Raw genomic sequence first — 18,342 nt, 5'->3', positions numbered from 1 at the left:
TTTTGTACTTTCTTGAATCTTTTTGCATATCATTACACCTCGCTAAACTTTTTTATACTTTTATGTATTTTTTTGCATTTTTTTGTGTTTCTGTGCATTTTCATGTTTTTTGTTAAACTTTTTTGTATTTTTTTGTTTTGGAGTAAAAAATAGTGACGGAGAACCAAAAAATACAATACAGTGCAAAAAAGTAGATCGAGTTTGGGAGGCAGGACAGGTAAAGTGGGCCCATGTCCCACTTTACGTCCTGCCCCTGCGCGGGGAGCGAGCTTATTCGCCTTCGGCTCAACGCTTAAAACCCGGAGTCTCAACGATGCGGACCTCGTTGATATGCATGCTGCTTTTGGGCCTGTTGTCTCCAACGGAAGGGAGAGCGGAGAGCCTGGTTGCAGCCATCCAGCGGCAGGAGTCTGGCGGTAATCCTCTGGCTCTGAATATCGCGGGGAAATCTGTCATGCCGAAGACGCGGGAAGAGGCTGAAGCTCTGATAGAGCGAGCCTGGGCAGCGGGGGTATCCTTCGATGTCGGTTTGATGCAGATCAACTGTCAGTGGATGCGCCGTTTCGGCGTGGACCCCAAGAGTATGCTTGATCCTGACCGGAATCTGGCCTGGGGCAAGTGGATACTGGATCAGGAAATTCGCCGCCACGGCCGAAACTGGAAGGCCGTCGGACGTTACCACTCCCCGGACCATGAGCGCGGCCGGCAGTATGCATGGCAGATTTACAGGAAGATGACAGATGGCAAAGCAGAACAAGCCGCGCGGCAAGCGCGACAAATGCGTGAAGATGTACGTCACGGCCGAGGAATTATCCGTTCTGCTGGAAAGCAGCGGCCGGGCAGGATTATCTCTTTCGACGTTCGCCCGGCGCGTGTGTCTGGCGATGCAGGTCAAAAGCCGGGAAGATCAGCAGGCCCGGCGGGAGCTGCTGAAGATTAACGCGGACCTGGGACGTCTGGGCGGCCTGCTCAAGCAGGCACTGGCCAGCGGTGTGGACCGGCATCTGATCCATACACATCTGCGCGAGATCGACCGGACCCGGGACCTGCTCAAAACCCGGGTAAAAGGCATGGCATGATCAGCCAGCATATTGAGTGCAAGCCCGCGAACGACAATTACGCACGGCTGGCCCGCTATATTGCTGACGCCAGTCACGATGGAGAGAAATGCCTGATGACCTGGTGCGCGGGAACATGGGCCGGAGACGACGAGTATGATCTGTCGATCACGGAGGTTGTGGACACGCAGGCTTTGAATACCCGGACAACCCGGGAGAAGACATATCATTTGCTGATCAGCTTCCGGCCGGAGGACGAAGCCAGGCTGACACCGGAAGTACTGAAGGCCATCGAGCTGCGCTTTGCCGACGCATTGGGATTTGGTGAGCACCAGCGGCACTGCGGCGTGCATCAGAACACCAACAACCTGCATATGCATGTTGCGTACAACATGATCCACCCGGAGAAACTGACCCGCCATGAGCCATACCGGGATTACGCCCTGCGGGACAGACTGTGCCGTGAGATCGAGCGGGATTACGGCCTGACCGTGGACAACGGCCGTGAGGCTGGCCGGCAAGGCTTGAGCGTTGGTGCGGCGAAGGTCGAAGCCATGACCGGCGAGCAGAGCTTTGAAAGCTATGCGCGGTCTAAAGCAACGCTCCTGGTGGCGGCGCTGGAAACGTCCAGGAGCTGGCAGGATGTGCATGCGGCATTTGCCCAGTACGGCATGGCCATCAGACCGAAAGGCGCGGGTCTGATCGTGGCCAATCTGCATGGAAAGGAGCAGGTCAAAGCCAGTTCTGTTGCCCGCGAGCTGTCAGCAAAGAAACTGATCGACCTGGTGGGCCAGTTTGTTCCGGCAGAAAATATCCAACCCGGGACGGAACGATACTCACGGCAGCCTGTGCATGAAAAGACTTCGGGACGGGACAAGCTGTACGCCGAGTATAAGGCTGAACATGACGCAAGAGTGGCGGCGTTGGATTTGGCGAAAGCCGCCAGAGATGAAAAGACAGCCGCCGTGAAAGCGTCATGGGAAGCACGGAGGTCTGGACTGGCGGGTATCATTGCGAAATGTCTGGCATCCAATCTTGAACGGCGGGAACTGCTGTCCATCCGGCAGGAATACGACGCCCAGCGGGCACAGATTTTTTCCGGTCCAACGACGTGGACGGCATTCCTGAAGGAGAGGGCACGGGCCGGCAGCGAGACGGCACTTTCCATCCTGCGCTCAAAGGAGCGTCAGGAGCAGGAAGCGCAGGAGAAGAACATTGATTGGGAGTATGAGCGGCGATTGCTGGAGCAAGAGGAGAAGATACTCATGTCCGGCATGTCGGCCCCGGCAAAGAGGCAACTGCTGTCGGTCACAAAGATGGAACGGATTATCCGGGGCATCAAGTATGACATCTCCCAGGTCGGCGTGGTCATGTTCACCCTGCCCGACGGCAGCCGCATCCGTGATACCGGCCGGAATATCTACTTTGGGAGCGCGGCGGCGGATATTGCGAAGCAATACGCCCGCGCGCGGTGGGGCAATAACCAGGTGATGCTTGAAAACGAAATCCGTTTCCTGAAGAGGAGCCCGGAAAAGACAGTCGGCAAAGGCAAAGACATCGAAAGGTAGTACGCTGTATGCCTTGACGATTATAGCAAAAATGCTATATTATAAGAATGTATGCTAATACTTAAGGATGCTCCTCATGCCTGAATCTGGAAATTCATGGGTAGTTGAGAACCTTAATGCACTCGTGGATGCCGAGTTCGACGCCCTGCCCAAGGATATCCAGGCGAAATTCATGCATTTGGCGGTTCTTGTGGAAGAAGTCGGTCTCACAGCCCTGCGCGAACCTTATGTGAAGCACCTGCAGGGCAAATTGTGGGAACTGCGTGTCAAGGCGAAGTCCGGCCTTGGGCGCGGATTGTATTGCACTGTAGCCGGAAGGCGTATCATCGTTCTGCGATATTTCCAGAAGCAGTCAGGGAAGACTCCGCGTAATGAAATCGCTATCGCCATTGAGCGTATGCAGCTGGTGGAGGAATAAGCATGTCCAGACGCTTACTCGATAGACTCCCGAAGATGATGGAAGACCCGGAATTTGCCGCCGCGTGGGAAGAGGCCAGAGAAGAATTCTCCATTGCCCGCGAGATCATTCGCACCCGCATTGCCGCCGGGCTGTCACAAAAGGAATTGGCAGAAAAAATTGGTACAACCCAGTCTGTGATTGCCCGTTTGGAGTCCGGCGCACACGTACCATCGGTATCCACATTGAAACGTGTCGCCGAGGCTACGCATTCAAAACTCCGCATAAAGCTTGTTCCGGCTGACGATGAGTCGCCTGTTGCTGCTGTATAACGAAATCCGTTTCCTGAAGAGGAGCCCGGAAAAGACAGTCGGCAAAGGCAAAGACATCGAAAGGTGAGTCAGCGTTCCAGTCCCCTGTCCGTTTCCAGCGGCAAGCCCAGGGCTTTGCGTTGCAGGTCCATGTAAAGCTTCTTGGCCTGCCGCATGTTCTCCTGGCGCTGCCGGAGGATGTTCTTTTCCGGGATGGAAATACCTACGGCACTCATGCGGTTGCCAAGACGGGTGACGTGCCCGTTGATAGCCTCGTGGCATCCATCTATAACAACACCGTGTATTTTTTTATTGGAGCGATAGGTATTTGCAGCTGCAATATATGCTTTTGGAGATTTCACTACGTCAACTGCCTTCTTTATATCTTCAAAATCCCTCACCGCCGCGTTAAGTGATGGCAATACAGACGGATCATTTTTGGCGTACAGAGAGCGTTCCATGCTGATAAGAGATGCTTCGACCTTAACGAGCAGGTCAATATCATCGGATTTCTGAAGATCCTTCAATACCAGTAATGTTTTTTTTAATCCCTTGGTATACTTTTCAAAAACATTAGACTGTTCAAGTTCTTGGCGATGCCGCCAGTCAGCAGCAGAAAGCGATAGGATAATAGTATCAGCGGGAAAGCCAGTCTGATCCATAAACTTTTTCCGCCATAGAAAGATCGAATCCAGAATTTCTTATATAATCAGAGCCAAATCCCTCCTTAAACGCTAAAGCTATTTCTGGGGGTAATGGAACTTGTTTGGAGAGTTCAACAACTCTATTCATGTCTCCAGACTCAATAGCCAAATCAATTTTATCATAGATGCTAGTGTTGTCCAAGTGCATTCTCCATTGGATTAAAGATGTTACGTAGTAAGCCAGTCTTGTCCATACTCTGCATTCGCCCAGGAGAGGTTATAGCCGCCTTCGATTAAGAATTTTGCGCCGAAGGTTTTTTTGGCAGCCATTGCAGACGATGGATTAAGAGGTAGTTTTTTTCCCAGCCTGCAGGCTGTCTCAAGATCTCCTTGCGCTCTGGCGGCATTGATTTGGGTCAGAAGTTCCTTTTCTTCTGGCGTCAACTTGAATTCCATGACTTTCCTCCGATAAAAATTCAGCTCTACCAAAATAAGTAGTCGTGGGAAAACAAAGCTGTCAAGGTTCAGCAGGCTGTTCTCATACAAGTGCTTCACCGGCGCTGGCCACTGACAAGTTGACAAGGCTCATGCCGCGCCATAGAAGAAGGCCGAGTGCGTCAACACTCGGCCCCGGAGCCGGGGCAAGCCCCCGAGATTCACATCTCAAGGTTTTTGCCCCTGTAGGAATGCAACTCCTACAGGGGCTTTGTTTTACCTACCGCCGGAAAATCCGGCGCAGTATGAACGCAACCAGTACGCCGCCAACCACATGGGCCGCAACGTCCGATAGGAATTGCTCCATAGGCATGACCTCCTTACGGGGGCCAGCCTTCAGGCTCCAAAATGAACGCTAGGGCAGAGAGCGGGGTGCGTCAAATGGTATGCGTCAGATCAATCCCTGACGGACAGCAGAGCATCCAATATTGCTAATCGTTCAGCTCCGGGGAGCTGGCGGAATTTCGTGGCCCACCTTTCAGCTTTTCTCTTGATCCTTTGACGATCCGTGAAATTTGCGCCAGCGTATGAATGCCAATGTACAAAGCCGGAATCAAAATTCATCCAGAGTTTCTCGGTACGGACTCCGCCTCTGGTCATTGATTGAAATTCCACAGTACGCCAATCAGAAAGCAAAGAGTCGTACAAAGCTGAAGGATACCCGGAAATAATCACATGCGCCGGAACAGACTGGAGTTTCCGGATAAGCTCAACATGGTCCGCGTCCGTGTATTCGTACCGGTACCTGGATTTTCCGCGTGTGGAGTGTAAATAGGGCGGGTCGGCGTAAAGCAGCACACGCCCAGATCCGGCATAGTCAATTTTGGCTATGAAATCATGGGCATCAGCGCAGACCAGCTCTACCGGATACGAGCAGGAAAACGAGTCAAGAGCAGCCTGGTCAAGATCGATGCCGATAGACCTTGCAGCGGGTGGCTTCAAACGCATGACAGCACCACCGCCAAGATGGGTCTCAATGTAAAGGTCATGCGGGGGCATCTGGCTGATGATTGCCTGATATGCTCCGGATGCCTGTTTTGACCCAAGGTACCCCATCTCCTCAACCTCCGCGGGCATAGTCATCTTTGTCTATTACGGCCGCCATAGATAATGCTGACTATGCCCGCGGAGATAGACAAAAACGTCTATGGTGTCCAGCGATCAGGGTTTATGTTAAACTGGGCATTGGATATACTTAAATGACTGTGGGGCAACAAAGTTAGGAATTTTTATAAACGGATTTATTTCTATCTCGTACTTTATGAGACGCCCTATTTCTATGGCATGCGCCAACTTCCTGTTCATGAAATAGTCAGTATAAAATTTTTCTGTAATACCTGAATGTTCTTTAGTTTGTTCCCATATGATATTTGGTTTCCCAGAAATGATATTAGAAATCGTAAATTCACCTACAATACGCCCTACTGGCATTGTAGAATAGATAATAACACTTTCAACTTCTTTTCTAAATAAAACCTTTCTAAATTCATATTTTTTTGATCTGGAAAAAATTTTCCTCACAAACTCAGGTTTAATAGATAACAACACCTTCATATGCGTTCCAAAAAGTTAAATTAGTCTGTTTTTTCCAAGACAGTCCATGTTTTCCCCGCCGAGATCCGGCATAGTCAGCACTGTCTATCTCCGCGGGCATAGCCAGCCTTGTCTATGTTGGCCAATACAGACAGAGATGACTATGCTGCCGGCAGCATAGCCAAAAACGTCTATGGTGTCCAGCATCATCTTCTGTTTTCAGAATCCGGTGAGCCGTCCGGTCTGGATTGCAGTGTCACCTTGCATCCCTCCTTGTACCCGGAGCAGCCCCAGAAGTCGTATCGCCTGCCTTTTGTTTCACCCTGGCGGCGATACATGGGCCTGCCGCACTTCGGGCATTTGTACGGAGATTCCTTCCTTGCTTCCTGTCTGGAGCCCGGCTTTCCGCTTTCGTCGGCGAAGGTGGCCTTGCAGTCGTCGCAGGCCCAGAAATTCCAGAACCTGGGGTTCTTTCCGTCCGCTTCTCTGACCAGATGACGCAGGCCGAGGCTGCCGCATTCAGGGCAATGCACGCATGTTTTTCTGCGGAAGGCGTCCACCTCATCCTGAAGCTGGGCATAGGCGTCGGCCACAAGGCTTCTGTAATCGCCTTCGCCCTGAGCGATGGCGTCCAGAGAAGCTTCCATTACCCGGGTAAATTCGTAGTCCACAAAGCTGAAATTCCCGGTCAGGTTGTCAACGACCGTTTCACCGAGTTCAGTGGCGATGAGGTGCCGCTGTTCCGTTGCGACATATCCCCGGTCAAGGATCATCGAGACGATGGCAGCATAGGTTGACGGCCGTCCGATGCCGAGCTTTTCCAGCTCCCTGATCAGACTGGCTTCTGTGTATCTGGCAGGCGGGCGGGTCTTCTTCTCCAGGACCTTCCCGTTCGTGGCCACGACTGCCTGCCCCGCGGTCAGCTTCGGAACAGGGTTGTCCGGCTCCGGCTCTTCCTCGTCCTGATCGTTGCGGGCCAGTTCCCGCCAACCTGCGGAGACAAGAGTCCGGCCTTTGGCTGTGAACTCGACCGGTCGGCCGTCCAGGTCGTCCAGAAGCTGAAGCGTACGCACGGCGTACACGGCGTCCTCCATCTGGCTGGCAATGGTCCGCAGCCGGATCATCTCGTACAGGGCCATTTCCTCGGCGCTGCCGCCGGCTTCCTCGACCTCGATATGTGTCGGCCGGATTGCTTCATGCGCTTCCTGCGCGCCGTCTCCGGCCGGCCAGATGCGTGGCGGACTGACATATGCAAGGCCGTGCTCCGCGCACCAGGCGCGGACGGCGGCCAGGGCTTCTCCTGAAATGTTGGAGGAATCCGTACGCATGTAGGTGATGTGCCCGGCCTCGAAAAGCCGCTGGGCCAGCCGCATGGTTTTGCCGGGATTGAGCTTCAGGGTGGCGGATGCGGCCTGCAACAGTTCGGAAGTGGTAAAGGGTGCGGGCGGCGATGAATGATACTCGGATTCCCTGCATCCGGCGACTTCCAGATCGTGCACCTGCGCCACCCGCTGTGCTGCGGCTTCGTCCGTGAAGTACTTTTCATCATCGTCCAGCCAGGGCTTCCAGTCCGCCGTCCAGTCCCCGAAGCGCAGCTGCACCGCATAGTGCGTGATGGGCTGGTGCGCCCGGATGACCCGTTCCCGCTCCACGACCAGACGCACGGCCGGAGACTGGACGCGGCCGGCGGACAGTCTGTTGCCGGTGGCCTGGGAGAGCGGGCCGGAAACCAGATAACCGCAGATGCGGTCAAGCACGCGCCGGCCGGCCTGGGCGGTCACCAGGTCGCGGTCGATGCCGCGCGGACGGGCGACAGCCTCTTTTACCGCGCTTTCTGTGATTTCTGTGTATGTTATCCGCTTGGGACTGGAGAGCTTCAGCGCATCGGCCAGATGCCAGGCGATAGCTTCGCCCTCGCGGTCCGGATCGGTGGCCAGATAGATTTCATCGGCCTGGGCCGCCAGTTCAGACAGCTTCCGCAGTACTTCCGCGCCGCGTTCCGTGGGTTCGTATTGCGGCGTGAAATCAGGAGCAGCCACGCCCATCTCTTTGGCGGGCAGGTCCCGGACGTGTCCGGCGCTGGACTCGACGGTCCAGCCGTTTCCGAGCATGGACTGGATTTTCTTCACTTTGCCGGGGGATTCAACAATGAAAAGCTTCATCGCTCCACCTCATCTCTCTGCCGTGATACGCCCATCTGCTTCCGGACTTCGCTCAATCCGCGAAACTTGTGCAGGTCGTTGAAGTCCGTCAGGCCGCGCGTCTTCTCCTCTTTCGTGAATGTCGGGACCTTCACCACGCCGCCCACGGCCTGCGCGGCTTTCCGGGCTGATTCAACGCCGATGTTGCGCCGGCTGGCGTGGTCGTTATCCGCAGCGATAGTAATCTTGGCTTCCGGGTATTTCTCCCGGAGCTTCTTCGCCACGACTTCCAGGTTGCCCGCGTCAAAGGCCACGGCCACGGGTTTGCCCGTGCCCATGTGCAGACTCGCGCCGGTGGCGTAGCCCTCGGCCAGAATGATTTCCTCTTTGGAGAGGTCTTTCTCATCTCCAAGGAAGTGAAAGCAGCCCTTTTTTTCGCTGCCGGCCATGAACTGCTTGTTGCCGGCCGGAGAAATGGCCTGGAGGCCGCGCAGCTCTCCATCAATGTTTCGCAGCGGCACAAGCACGTCCCCGCCTTGTGAGAGTTTCACTCCCAGGGCGGGCACGCCCTTGGAATGAAGATAGGCGTGATCGTCGGGGGCATTCTCCCGTGCCTGCCAGATGTCCCGGCATATCGCGGCCACCCGGTCATGCTCCGCCGCAATCTCCGCTTCCCGTTGCCGGCGGTTTGCAAGCATCTCCTGCCGCTGCGCGGTGCGGGCGGCAGCATCGAGCGTATGCCCCGTAGGTGCCGTCCAGTTGATTTTCTCACCGGTCTTGTAGTTCTGTCCCCAGCCGGCGGGATGGCCGTCCAGATAGCCGCAATACGCGCCGTCTCTGTTGCCGGATTTGCCCACCGTCGCATATACGCGGTGTATCCGGCCATCCATGACCGGCAGGCTGCCGCCAAGATCAAGTCCCATGTCCGCGAGGACCTTCCCGAATTCCTGCTGCGGATCGGCCGGCGCGGCCGGACCTGGATTTCCGTCCGGCAGCCAGGCTTGCAGGCCGTCAAGATCGGACCCGGCCGGCGCAAACCAGAGTTTGGCATCCTTGTCCCATCGCGCACCCGCTTTCCTGGCAAGATCCTTCTCGGCAAAGGGCACATGCAGATACGTCTTTTCCATGGTCTTTCGCACCTCCATGGCAGGAGCTTCTTTTTCTCCCGCCCTGTCCAGGGCGGGGGATTCCGTCTGCCTTGTTTCCTGCTGGAGGGTGAGTTCGCTCTCCAGCAGGTAGTCCCTTATATGCTCCGCATCCCGGCAGGCGCGGATGATCTCGTACGGATCATCCCGCAGCGCCTTGATCCATGACTGCACATAGGCGGCGTGACGGTCCGGATCGTGCCCGACACCCGTCTCGCTGCCGAGCATCCACGATGCGATTTCCGCGCGCAGTTCTTCCCGTGCATATTCCGGAGTGCCGAAAGAATTGCCCAATTCCCGGTCCAGCCGGTCTTTATGTCCGGTCCAGTGCCCGAGTTCATGCAGCGCCGTAGCATAGTATTTTGCGGCATCCGGAAACTGTTCCTTTCCCGGCAGATGAATCGTGTCTGTGCCGGGGCGGTAGTAGGCCCGGTCAGCCTGGTCGTGTCTGATGGCCGCACCGCTGCCGGAAAGGATGCGCTCTCCGCGCTCCACAGGTTCCCATGCGGGCGGGTCAATGGTGTGGGGTTCAAGGCCCTCGATCTGCGAGGCGTGAAATACCGTGGCATAACGGACAAACGGCCGTTCCAGGTTGACAGTGACCTTTTTTTCCCTGCCGTCCGAATCCAGCACGGGACGGCCGTCAGCGTCTTTCTCCATGACCTGCTTCGTCCATTGCCAGAAGGCGATGCTTGTGCCTCTTTCGCCTTTGCGGACCTGTGCGCCGATCTCCCGCGCCTGAGCATAGGTCATCCAGCGTGGATCATCATCCGGCTGGCGCATGGACAGCCACACCCTGTTGCCGCCCCGGTAAACTGTCCCGGAGACGGGATTCTGCGGCGCTGTACTGTGGCCGGGCTTCCAGGGCTTCTGCCACGGCGCGGTGCCCGCCTCCAGACGCCGGATGACCTCTTCCGCAAACTCCTCGTGGTAGGGGATACGTTTTTCAGTCATCGTCAATCCCGCGCAGCGCGTCGTCTTCAACATCGGCTTCCGTCAATGCGGTTTCCTCGAAAGCTCCCATGTACTCGGCCACATCAGGGTCCACAGGGATCGCCAGATCAGGGTTTTCCATGAGCTGACGTTCGACCTCCGCAGCCGCGGCCTTCAGATACTCCTTGTCCTTCTTCATTTCTGACCTCCAGGAGGAAAACAGGATTTACCTTTTGCAGACTGTCAAACGGCACCAGGCCGAAATACCGGCCGTCAAAACTGCCTTCATGAGGCGACAGCACCAGGGCGCTCCCGGCCGGGATTGTTGTTGACTCAAGACAGGAGGGAACAGGGCGGCCGGAACTGTCCAGCTTTCTGATGCCATGCGGCCATGCCACCCCATTGATGCATACGGTGCCGTTCTCGACTGCAACGCGGTCCCCCGGAACACCGGCCAGAACTTTCAGCAGCGGCCGCAAACCGGACGCGCAGCCGCCCGGTGCGAGATAGCCGCGCTGACCTCCCAGCCCGGCAAAGGCTCCGGTCAGGCAGAAGCCCACCGTGTCGCCTCTGGCCGGCGCGTCACCGGACATGATGTACAGCCCGCGCGGCAGGGATGGAGTCATGTTCACCCGCAACCCCATCAGAAACGCAGCAGCGAGGCAGGCGGGCACCACCAGCATGAATTTACTCCTCCAGATAATCTTCAAAGCTTTTTCCTTTTGGAGCTTCGCTTTCAGCCGGCTCGGCAGTCTGGCGCGGGAAGTACAGGGAGTCCGTTACATCCGGAGCGGGAATCCGGGCGCGCTGCAAGAATACAGGATCTTTGAAATGAAGAATCTGCTTCCCGTAAATCGGATGCCGGCCGGCCGTGAAAATCAGCATGTCGCCCGGCAGGATTTCATCCCCGGACTTCCGCATGCCCGGCAGCCGGGAGCATTCATCCGGCGTCAGCAGCGGCCGGGCTGTCTCCTGGATCGAAAAGGACGGACTGCGGCTGCCCGCCTTGCCGGAAACGGATTTCTTTTTCTGGACCACGGTCGTGGTCCCGGACATCTTCGAGAGTATCTCGCATGTCGCCGGATTGTTCGAGGCGTAGGCAATGAGAATATGACTGTTCCCGAGTATCGAATTGTCTTTGCCGTAAACCTTTCCGAGCTGTTCGATATTCTGGATGATTATGTAAAAGATGCCGCCGAATCCGGCGATGTATGTGATGGCTTTTTCTATGATGGGCAGGCGGCCGATGGACGGGAATTCATCGAGCATGAAAAGAAGTCTGTGCCTGTATGGGGCAACGCTTTTACCGTCTTTGAATTCCATTTTCGACGTGATGCGTCTCACAACCATGTCGAATATTATCCTGACGAGCGGAATAACTCTGTCCGTATCCGATGCCGGCAGTACCAGATACAGATCAACGGGAACCTCGCGGGCCAGCAGGTCGTCGATACGGAAATCGCAATGGTTTGTGTTTCTGCCGATAATCGGGTCACGGTAGAGGGCCAGATTGACGACGACCGTGGACAAGACGCTGGAGCGTTCTTTGTCCGCCTTGTTCAGCATCTCGCGTCCGCCGGCCGCGATGAAGATATGTATCTCGTCCCCGCCCGTCGCATGGGGAGCCAGGCCGCGCAGCCGGGCGGCATGATCCTCCTCGATCATCTCCTGGAGCAGCTCGTCGATTGTCCGGTTCTCATCGGCAAGCATCAAAGACAAATCCGTCAGCGTGGCCGGCCGTTCATGCTCCGACCAGATCATCACGCAGCAATGCAGTATGGCCGGAGCCAGAAACGCAAAACCGGATTTGGACCAGTGATCATCGAGCCCCTTGCCCAGGGGATCAACGAGCAGCAGGGCCAGATTCTGGGCGTCACTGATGGCGTGCTCCGAGAAAAGGTGCAGTTCCTCCAGAGGGTTGAAGGCCGCCGAGTTCCCGCTTGGGTCCGTCGGGTCAAACCGCAGGACTGTGTGCCCCCGGGATTTGCGCCAGCCGCTTGTCAGAGCCCAGTTTTCACCCTTGATGTCCAGAATCAGGGATGGCCCAGACCACGACAGCAGGGTGGGCAGGATCAGCCCCACACCTTTGCCTGATCGGGTCGGCGCAAAGGCCAGCACATGTTCCGGGCCGTCATGCCGCAGATACATGATCTGCCGCGATTTCGGCGGAACATAACCGCCTATGTACACGCCCCTGCCCTGCAGGTAGCCCATGTCCCCGACTTCTTTCCGCGTGGCCCATCTGGCCGACCCATGCAGTTTTCTGTTGCCCTTCATGCCGGCCTGGGATGCGGCATACGCCATCACCAGAGCCTGCGGCAGAAAGAAAATCAGCAGGCCGTAATTACTGGCCTGATCGATCACGCCATGAGGATCGCCAAACCGGAAGTACCAGGTCACAACGGACCACGGCGCATAGACGGGATACCCGCCGGCACGGAACCAGGGCGCGCCCAGAGCGGCGGCATGGCCGTACCGGACGGCCGTCAGCTCCGTCACGGTCCACAGGGCAATGACTCCAAGGGAAAAGGCAAAGAGAAGGTACAGCCAGCGGAAGGATGAGGATCGCTGCTGGTCGGGGAGACCATAGTCCTGTGATTTCATATCAGCACCTGCTTGACATGGTGTCGTTAGGTAGTACTGCCTGACTTATGAACAGCAAGCAGCGGAAGACGCTGGAAGCCATTTTTGCCGACCCGATTCGATCCGGTATCCCATGGGCGGATATTGAAAGCCTTTTCGTAGCCCTTGGCGCTGAAATCACGGAAGGAAGAGGCTCTCGGGTACGGATCAGCCTTAATGGCGTGCTTGCTACGTTCCACAGGCCGCACCCGGAAAGAAACACAGATAAGGGAGCCGTGAAATCGGTCAGGCGTTTTCTGGAAACTGCGGGAGGAGAAATATGAATTGCCTGAATTACAGAGGCTATACCGGATGCTTTGAGTATGATTCCGAAGCGGATATTTTTCATGGAGAAGTTCTCGACCTGAACGATGTCATTACGTTTCAGGGCCGCTCCATTGATGAGCTTAAAGCCGCTCTGAAAGATTCCGTGGAAGATTACCTTGAGTTCTGCACCACAGAAGGAAAAACCCCGGAAAAGCCTTATTCCGGACGTTTCAACCTGCGTATTGCCCCTGATCTGCATCGGCGGGCAGCTGCTGAGGCGGGAAAAAACCGCAAGAGCCTCAACAGCTGGGTCGCCGATGTCATCAGAGATGCCGTCTACCCCTGAAACCATTCTGTTTCCCACCATAGTCATAGAAGAAATCAGGCTATGAACGTAATGATGTACAAAAATTACACTGCGGCGATTGAATACAGTGAAGAGGATGGCTGCCTGATTGGCCGTTTGCAGGGAATCCGCGATATAGTAAGCTTTCATGGTGATTCTGTAGAGGCGATTCGCGCCGCTTTTGAGGAGGCGGTGGATTTTTATCTGGAGTCCTGCGCGAAAGCAGTCAAGGAGCCACAGAAGCCTTATTCCGGACGTATTATTCTTCGTATGCCGCCGGAGCTTCATGCTGAGCTTGATGTCCGGGCACGCATGAACGGGAAAAGCCTGAATGCCTGGCTTGTAGGGGCTCTGAATGATTCTCTGCATTCTCACCCCTGAAGCCGTGTTGTTCTGCCTGTAGCTTTCCATAGTCAGCATTCTCTATGTTGGCCAAAATAGACGGAAATGACTATGTTGCTTGGCACACCTAACGCCAGGCCGTGTATGGCTGTTCAAAAGTGATGTCTTTTGTCGCCACGATATTGAACTGGTACCCGGGGCGGATTTCCAGTGTCGGCTTGATGTTGATGTTGCGTTCGAGGAGCCTGGTCGTCGCCTGCCCCAGCTGAGACGCCAGAGCCGTACCCAGCTCGCCCTGGGCTGTTATCTTGTCGCTGTCGTTGTCCGGCGTCAGCTTATCAACACTGTACGACATGCCGCCGGTGATAAGCGCCATCATCACCGCACTGCCGAATATCCGCAGATAGTGATTATCCACCTTGTCTTCGTAGCCGGCATAGCCGGCCATGTCCGTGCCGGGCATGGCGCCGAGCGTCACGGCCGATCCGTCCGGGAAGACCACCCGGTTCCAGGCGACAAGCACCCGGCGCTGACCGTAAACGATGCGTGAATCATAGGCTCCGAAGAGTCTGGCTCCCTGCGGGATAAGCAGATGCTGGCCCGTGGCCGTGTCGAAAACATTCTGGGACACCTGGGCGATAATGCTCCCCGGCAGATCGGAGTTGATGCCGGTCAGCATCACGCCCGGAATGACCGTGCCGGTCTTGATTTCAAGATCGGCCCCGGCTTTGCGGGTATAGGGCAGCTGCCAGTCATCTTCCCGGCTCACCCGGTTCATGAAGTTTTCTTTGTCCAGGTCCGCCTGGTTTTCAGGATTCCCGGCCGCATCCACTGCGGCCGCCTGCCTTTTTTCCCTTGTGCCGGCGTCCGCCTGCTCTCTCTCGGTTGATCCGCGTTTCACTGTCGTCATGGGCGACGCCAGGGCCACAAAATAGGCGTCCCTCTTGCGCCGGCGGAGGTCCTCACCTTCGGTGTCCCTGGGCGGTTCAGCCTTCTGGACAACAATCAGGGGCTCGTCATTTTCCTGCGGCACCGATGCCAGGCCGGATGACTCCGGCTGGGGCAGGGACAAACCGCTGGCGTCGCTCGGCAGCAACGGCCGCGTTTCCGTCGGCACCTCGACTTTCTTCTGCTCCTCTTTCTCCTTGGGGTTGTGGGCGAAGTTGACGGACCAGACCAGGGCGGCCGCAAGAATAAGCAGCATCACGGCCACCACATAGAGCGGCTTTTTGCTCATCTTCGTGACCGCCGGCCTCCCGGACAGTTCGATTCCCTGCGGATCGTCGCTCATGGCCGCACCCCCAGGCTTCTTCCCGCTTCCGGCTCGCCGCCGGATGAATATGTCCGCGCGAAGGTCTTGCCGTCCGAAAGCCGCAGGCGCAGATACCAGACGTTTTCTTCCAGGGCATCGAGCGTATAGGCCAGCGTCAGCGCCTTGCCGGGAGCCGTGGCGATCCGGAAGCCCTTCGCACGCAGGCCGGACTCCAGCGCGGCCGCAAAGGCATTCTCATCCTGCCCGGCCTGCGCCGGTTCCAGATGAATGGACGTGTGCCCGGGCGGATATGTCGCGGCCAGCAGGGCCACCGCGTCTTCCGCGATGGCCGCCGTGCCGGCAGGCGGCTCGGCAGCACACCAGGACGGGCCGGACGGCATGCGCCTGGCGCAGGCCGCAAGGCAGAGCAGCAGAAAAACAAAGGCTATCCGGCGCATTACCTGTCCCTCCTTACTTCCACTTTCTCCTGATCGCCGCCCACGCCGATGACCAGGGCGATCCGTTCAAAAAGACCATCAACAACCATGGTCCTGTCTTTGACCCGGTAGTTGACCAGTACGTCCTTGCCGCTCTTGCGGACCAGGAGCACGGGCATTTCTCCGGAGGTGGACTTTTCAGGCAGCCGGATGAATGTCTGTCGGCCGTCATCGTAGACGTGTTCAGGCTTCCACGGGGCTTTCCCTTTGACCACATAGCCGAAATTCAGCCGGGAAAGGTCTGTCGGCCGCCCCTGGGCGTCCGTTGTCGATTCCCATTTCTTCTTCTTTTCATCAGCCCGCTTCTGATGCGCCGCACGGGCCAGCAGCTGGTCCGAATAAAGAAAGCCCACATACGGCGTGTGGCCGGATTTGCGCGAAATCAGACGCAGGTGGTAAACCCGCCGGTCCGTGGTGACCACGGCTGAGCTTTCGAGCCCTGAATCCACGGGCTTGATGAACAGATGCACCGTCTCGTCAGGCCCGGTCGATGACGATCCGGTTTCAACCATCCAGCGGGCGGAGTCGCCCACCACCACTTCATTGACGACTTCGCCCGGCTCCAGTTCCACATCGCAGATATTAAGCGGCGATGCGATGATCGTCGGCAGCGCGGCTCCATGCATGAAAACCATCTTGCCCCGGTCGGCCATGACCGGGGCGGGCGTCCTGGACTTTGCCCATTTCGCAGCCATCTCCAGAGCCTGCTGCTCCTTGTCCGACAGCGGCACATCTGGAGAGAGGTAGGAGGGATGGACTCCAAGGGAAGAAGATTCGGCCGTTTCCAATGCCGGAGGATAACCTTCTCCAGCGGTGGCCAGTGTCGGAAGTACAGGAAGCACAAGCAGGAGGAAGAGAATTTTTTTCATGATGTCAGTCCATTATACGGGTTGTTGAAATTTCGATGATATGCAGCCCCGAGGGGTTGTTGAGCATCTGTTCCTCTGTCGTCGGCGGATCGAGCTGCACCCGGACCATGGCCGCGAAGCGGCTCTGCGAGAGCAGAATGCCGGCGTGATTGCGGACCGTCTCCGTCCATTCAACGCGCCAGGAATCCGGGCTGACCGGCAGTGGCAGGCTCTGGACATTGACCTGCACCAGGCGGCCCTGCTTGGCGATCTCGTACGGATTGTTATGGTTATACCACTCGGCCAGCACTCCCTTTGCCGCGCCGACAAAGTAATGAGACAGGCGCCTGATCATCTTCTTCTGGAGTTCGTTGTCCGCTGTGACCGTGCGCCAGTCGCTGATGCATGCCGCAATATCCGCCTGTATGGCGCGTTGCGGCGATGTCGTGACATGATCAGCGCGGGCCACGGCGGACCACTGGCCGATCTCGTTTATTGCGATGATGTACGGCACGACTTTGGCCTGCGTGAGCTGCATGATGTTCGCGGACAATGACAGCAGTGCAATCCCGATGGCGCACCATGCCGTCATCCGCCACTGTGCGGACCGTTTGATGTATGACCCGTACCTTTCGAGCCATTCCTCCCGGGCGGACAGATAGACGTTCTCTGTCTTTTCTGCGGGTGCCCGGTCCCGAGCGGTTTTTTTTCTGTCCCAGAGCATGGTTATTCTCCTTTCTTGTCCTTCATGGCTGCGGCTTCAATCCGGTCCCGGAGCCTGGTGCCCATGGACGGACTCTTCTGGTCCGCCGCCTGCTGCCGGGCTTTGAGCAGTGATCCGGCCATATGCGTCATTTTTCCGAGACCCGTGGCCCCTTCCATGTTTGCCAGCTTGTTTGCGCGCAGCAGATTTGCCGCGCCTCCGCCTGCCGCCTGTGCGCCCATGCCCGCGCCCACCGCACCGCCGAACATGGCCGCTCCCGCTGCCATGCCGGTGCTGATCAGGCTGTTGCCTCCGACATGCGCGCCGTTTATGATCCCGGCAGCAATGTCCGGCAGGCTCTTGACCAAAGCTAAGACGACCACCGCACTACCTACTAGAGTCACAAGATCGATCGCCTCTGTACCTGTGGTTTTGAACTCCTTGATAAACTGCATGGATATACCTATAACTAACTGTAGTACGAACAATTTAAATGCTACAGATAGGCAGTAACGCATTGTATTAAGAGCATAATCTTTAACTAAACTAGATCCTCCAAACCCAAGAAGGATAACAGCCGCATTTAATGCAATGTACGATTCTGCTTTAATGATTATAATTTGAGCAGCCATGAGCGCAAAGCAGACCATCAAGACGATGGCTGTGATGGTGAGGGCCAGAGCATCAATAGGGCTCCAGCCACTGATTTTGTCCGTTATTTTCATGATAATTTCAATGCCAACTAAGAATGGTGAACTATCGATCTCCGCTCCTCCGACTTCGGTTCCTATTTTTAACAATCCCTTGATTATTGCATTGGTCCATGGCTGATAGTAGCGTATGACAGAGAATATAAATCCGGAAAATAATAATACAATTATAAATTGTTTGAAAATATCTTGGACTTGATCTCTATTCAGCGCCATGCGAATTCCAAATAGAGCTATATCCAAAATAAGAAATAACTTAAATATACTAATGGCATATACGTTCAGTTTTGCTCCTATTTCTTGAGCTGCCGGAACGAAGTTTTGAACGATACGATCAATTAGATCTTGATTTGGAGCATCCGCAGCAAAGGCATTGCTTGAGAATAAAAGAAATACTATAAATATAAAAAACAACGGAGGTACATTTATGCGAGCCATTATTTTTTCAATCCTCATAATGTTTACGTTTTCTGCTTGCTCTGACTCAACACCGACAGTGGAAGCGCCTTCAGACGAATCATTGAAAAAAC

Annotated in this window: 22 protein-coding genes and 1 pseudogene; 8 read left to right on the top strand and 15 right to left on the bottom strand. The window is 55.9% G+C overall.

The window, feature by feature from the left end:
• Positions 1–313: 313 nt before the first annotated feature.
• From AXF15_RS14885 to AXF15_RS12435, 5 genes and pseudogenes are all read left to right on the top strand, one after another.
• Positions 314–625: pseudogene (locus tag AXF15_RS14885) on the top strand (transglycosylase SLT domain-containing protein); the annotation flags it as partial.
• A 115-nt stretch (positions 626–740) separates the two neighbouring features.
• Complete coding sequence (locus tag AXF15_RS14155) at positions 741–1,079, top strand: plasmid mobilization protein (RefSeq protein WP_066608117.1); 339 nt, start codon at positions 741–743, stop codon at positions 1,077–1,079.
• Positions 1,076–2,626, top strand: coding sequence for a TraI/MobA(P) family conjugative relaxase (gene traI, locus AXF15_RS13790; RefSeq protein ID WP_083518044.1), 1,551 nt, complete (start codon positions 1,076–1,078; stop codon positions 2,624–2,626). The genes AXF15_RS14155 and traI overlap by 4 nt, the downstream gene beginning before the upstream one ends.
• Positions 2,627–2,702: 76 nt before the next feature.
• A complete protein-coding gene (locus AXF15_RS12440; protein ID WP_066608115.1) occupies positions 2,703–3,044 on the top strand; it encodes a type II toxin-antitoxin system RelE/ParE family toxin in 342 nt (113 codons plus the stop codon).
• A 2-nt stretch (positions 3,045–3,046) separates the two neighbouring features.
• The gene (locus tag AXF15_RS12435) at positions 3,047–3,355 is read left to right on the top strand and encodes a helix-turn-helix transcriptional regulator (protein ID WP_066608114.1); all 309 of its coding nucleotides are present in this window, start codon (positions 3,047–3,049) and stop codon (positions 3,353–3,355) included.
• Between the two features lie 68 nt (positions 3,356–3,423).
• Here the strand turns inward: AXF15_RS12435 and AXF15_RS12430 are convergent, their stop codons facing one another.
• From AXF15_RS12430 to AXF15_RS12400, 10 genes are all read right to left on the bottom strand, one after another.
• Positions 3,424–3,996: a hypothetical protein gene (locus tag AXF15_RS12430; protein WP_066608108.1), complete on the bottom strand. Its 573-nt coding sequence runs from the start codon at positions 3,994–3,996 to the stop codon at positions 3,424–3,426.
• Positions 3,971–4,180 (bottom strand): hypothetical protein, encoded by a 210-nt coding sequence (locus AXF15_RS14150; RefSeq protein WP_151192392.1) that lies wholly within the window; start codon positions 4,178–4,180, stop codon positions 3,971–3,973. The genes AXF15_RS12430 and AXF15_RS14150 overlap by 26 nt, the downstream gene beginning before the upstream one ends.
• Before the next feature lie 26 nt (positions 4,181–4,206).
• A complete protein-coding gene (locus AXF15_RS12425; RefSeq protein WP_151192391.1) occupies positions 4,207–4,434 on the bottom strand; it encodes a hypothetical protein in 228 nt (75 codons plus the stop codon).
• Positions 4,435–4,869: 435 nt separating this feature from the next.
• Positions 4,870–5,529 (bottom strand): DNA adenine methylase, encoded by a 660-nt coding sequence (locus tag AXF15_RS12420; RefSeq protein ID WP_066608991.1) that lies wholly within the window; start codon positions 5,527–5,529, stop codon positions 4,870–4,872.
• A 117-nt stretch (positions 5,530–5,646) separates the two neighbouring features.
• Entirely contained in the window at positions 5,647–6,027 is a 381-nt protein-coding gene (locus AXF15_RS13785) for an ASCH domain-containing protein (protein WP_083518043.1), read from the bottom strand.
• A 185-nt stretch (positions 6,028–6,212) separates the two neighbouring features.
• The gene (gene topA, locus AXF15_RS12415; RefSeq protein WP_066608102.1) at positions 6,213–8,168 is read right to left on the bottom strand and encodes a type I DNA topoisomerase; all 1,956 of its coding nucleotides are present in this window, start codon (positions 8,166–8,168) and stop codon (positions 6,213–6,215) included.
• Positions 8,165–10,246: a zincin-like metallopeptidase domain-containing protein gene (locus tag AXF15_RS12410; RefSeq protein ID WP_066608099.1), complete on the bottom strand. Its 2,082-nt coding sequence runs from the start codon at positions 10,244–10,246 to the stop codon at positions 8,165–8,167. Before AXF15_RS12410 ends, topA begins: the two co-directional genes overlap by 4 nt.
• Entirely contained in the window at positions 10,239–10,367 is a 129-nt protein-coding gene (locus AXF15_RS14720) for a hypothetical protein (RefSeq protein WP_257721622.1), read from the bottom strand. The genes AXF15_RS12410 and AXF15_RS14720 overlap by 8 nt, the downstream gene beginning before the upstream one ends.
• The gene (traF, locus tag AXF15_RS12405) at positions 10,354–10,908 is read right to left on the bottom strand and encodes a conjugative transfer signal peptidase TraF (RefSeq protein WP_066608096.1); all 555 of its coding nucleotides are present in this window, start codon (positions 10,906–10,908) and stop codon (positions 10,354–10,356) included. Before traF ends, AXF15_RS14720 begins: the two co-directional genes overlap by 14 nt.
• A 4-nt stretch (positions 10,909–10,912) precedes the next feature.
• Positions 10,913–12,829 carry a type IV secretory system conjugative DNA transfer family protein gene (locus AXF15_RS12400; RefSeq protein ID WP_066608093.1) on the bottom strand — a complete coding sequence of 639 codons (1,917 nt, stop codon included), beginning with the start codon at positions 12,827–12,829 and terminating at the stop codon, positions 10,913–10,915.
• A gap of 47 nt (positions 12,830–12,876) precedes the next feature.
• Between AXF15_RS12400 and AXF15_RS13780 the strand changes: the two genes are divergently transcribed.
• Genes AXF15_RS13780 through AXF15_RS12390 form a run of 3 tightly spaced genes read left to right on the top strand, consistent with a single transcriptional unit; the run spans position 12,877 to position 13,841 of the window.
• The gene (locus AXF15_RS13780; protein WP_083518041.1) at positions 12,877–13,131 is read left to right on the top strand and encodes a type II toxin-antitoxin system HicA family toxin; all 255 of its coding nucleotides are present in this window, start codon (positions 12,877–12,879) and stop codon (positions 13,129–13,131) included.
• Positions 13,128–13,460 (top strand): type II toxin-antitoxin system HicB family antitoxin, encoded by a 333-nt coding sequence (locus tag AXF15_RS12395; protein WP_066608091.1) that lies wholly within the window; start codon positions 13,128–13,130, stop codon positions 13,458–13,460. The genes AXF15_RS13780 and AXF15_RS12395 overlap by 4 nt, the downstream gene beginning before the upstream one ends.
• A gap of 42 nt (positions 13,461–13,502) precedes the next feature.
• A complete protein-coding gene (locus tag AXF15_RS12390) occupies positions 13,503–13,841 on the top strand; it encodes a type II toxin-antitoxin system HicB family antitoxin (RefSeq protein ID WP_066608088.1) in 339 nt (112 codons plus the stop codon).
• An 88-nt stretch (positions 13,842–13,929) separates the two neighbouring features.
• On the opposite strand, the gene AXF15_RS12385 is transcribed toward AXF15_RS12390, so the two are convergent.
• From AXF15_RS12385 to trbL, 5 genes are read right to left on the bottom strand one after another with little or no spacing between them, the layout of a single operon-like run.
• Positions 13,930–15,093: a TrbI/VirB10 family protein gene (locus tag AXF15_RS12385; RefSeq protein WP_066608085.1), complete on the bottom strand. Its 1,164-nt coding sequence runs from the start codon at positions 15,091–15,093 to the stop codon at positions 13,930–13,932.
• Positions 15,090–15,512, bottom strand: coding sequence for a hypothetical protein (locus tag AXF15_RS12380; protein WP_066608083.1), 423 nt, complete (start codon positions 15,510–15,512; stop codon positions 15,090–15,092). Before AXF15_RS12380 ends, AXF15_RS12385 begins: the two co-directional genes overlap by 4 nt.
• Entirely contained in the window at positions 15,512–16,420 is a 909-nt protein-coding gene (gene trbG, locus AXF15_RS12375; RefSeq protein WP_066608081.1) for a P-type conjugative transfer protein TrbG, read from the bottom strand. The genes AXF15_RS12380 and trbG overlap by 1 nt, the downstream gene beginning before the upstream one ends.
• 4 nt (positions 16,421–16,424) lie before the next feature.
• Complete coding sequence (locus AXF15_RS12370; RefSeq protein WP_083518040.1) at positions 16,425–17,123, bottom strand: VirB8/TrbF family protein; 699 nt, start codon at positions 17,121–17,123, stop codon at positions 16,425–16,427.
• 2 nt (positions 17,124–17,125) lie between these two features.
• The gene (gene trbL, locus AXF15_RS12365) at positions 17,126–18,250 is read right to left on the bottom strand and encodes a P-type conjugative transfer protein TrbL (RefSeq protein WP_211258988.1); all 1,125 of its coding nucleotides are present in this window, start codon (positions 18,248–18,250) and stop codon (positions 17,126–17,128) included.
• Between the last annotated feature and the right edge of the window lie 92 nt (positions 18,251–18,342).

Origin of the sequence: Desulfomicrobium orale DSM 12838 (genome assembly GCF_001553625.1) — a bacterium.
GTDB classification, from domain to species: Bacteria; Desulfobacterota; Desulfovibrionia; order Desulfovibrionales; family Desulfomicrobiaceae; genus Desulfomicrobium; species Desulfomicrobium orale.
This window is presented reverse-complemented; position numbering and strand designations above follow the sequence as displayed.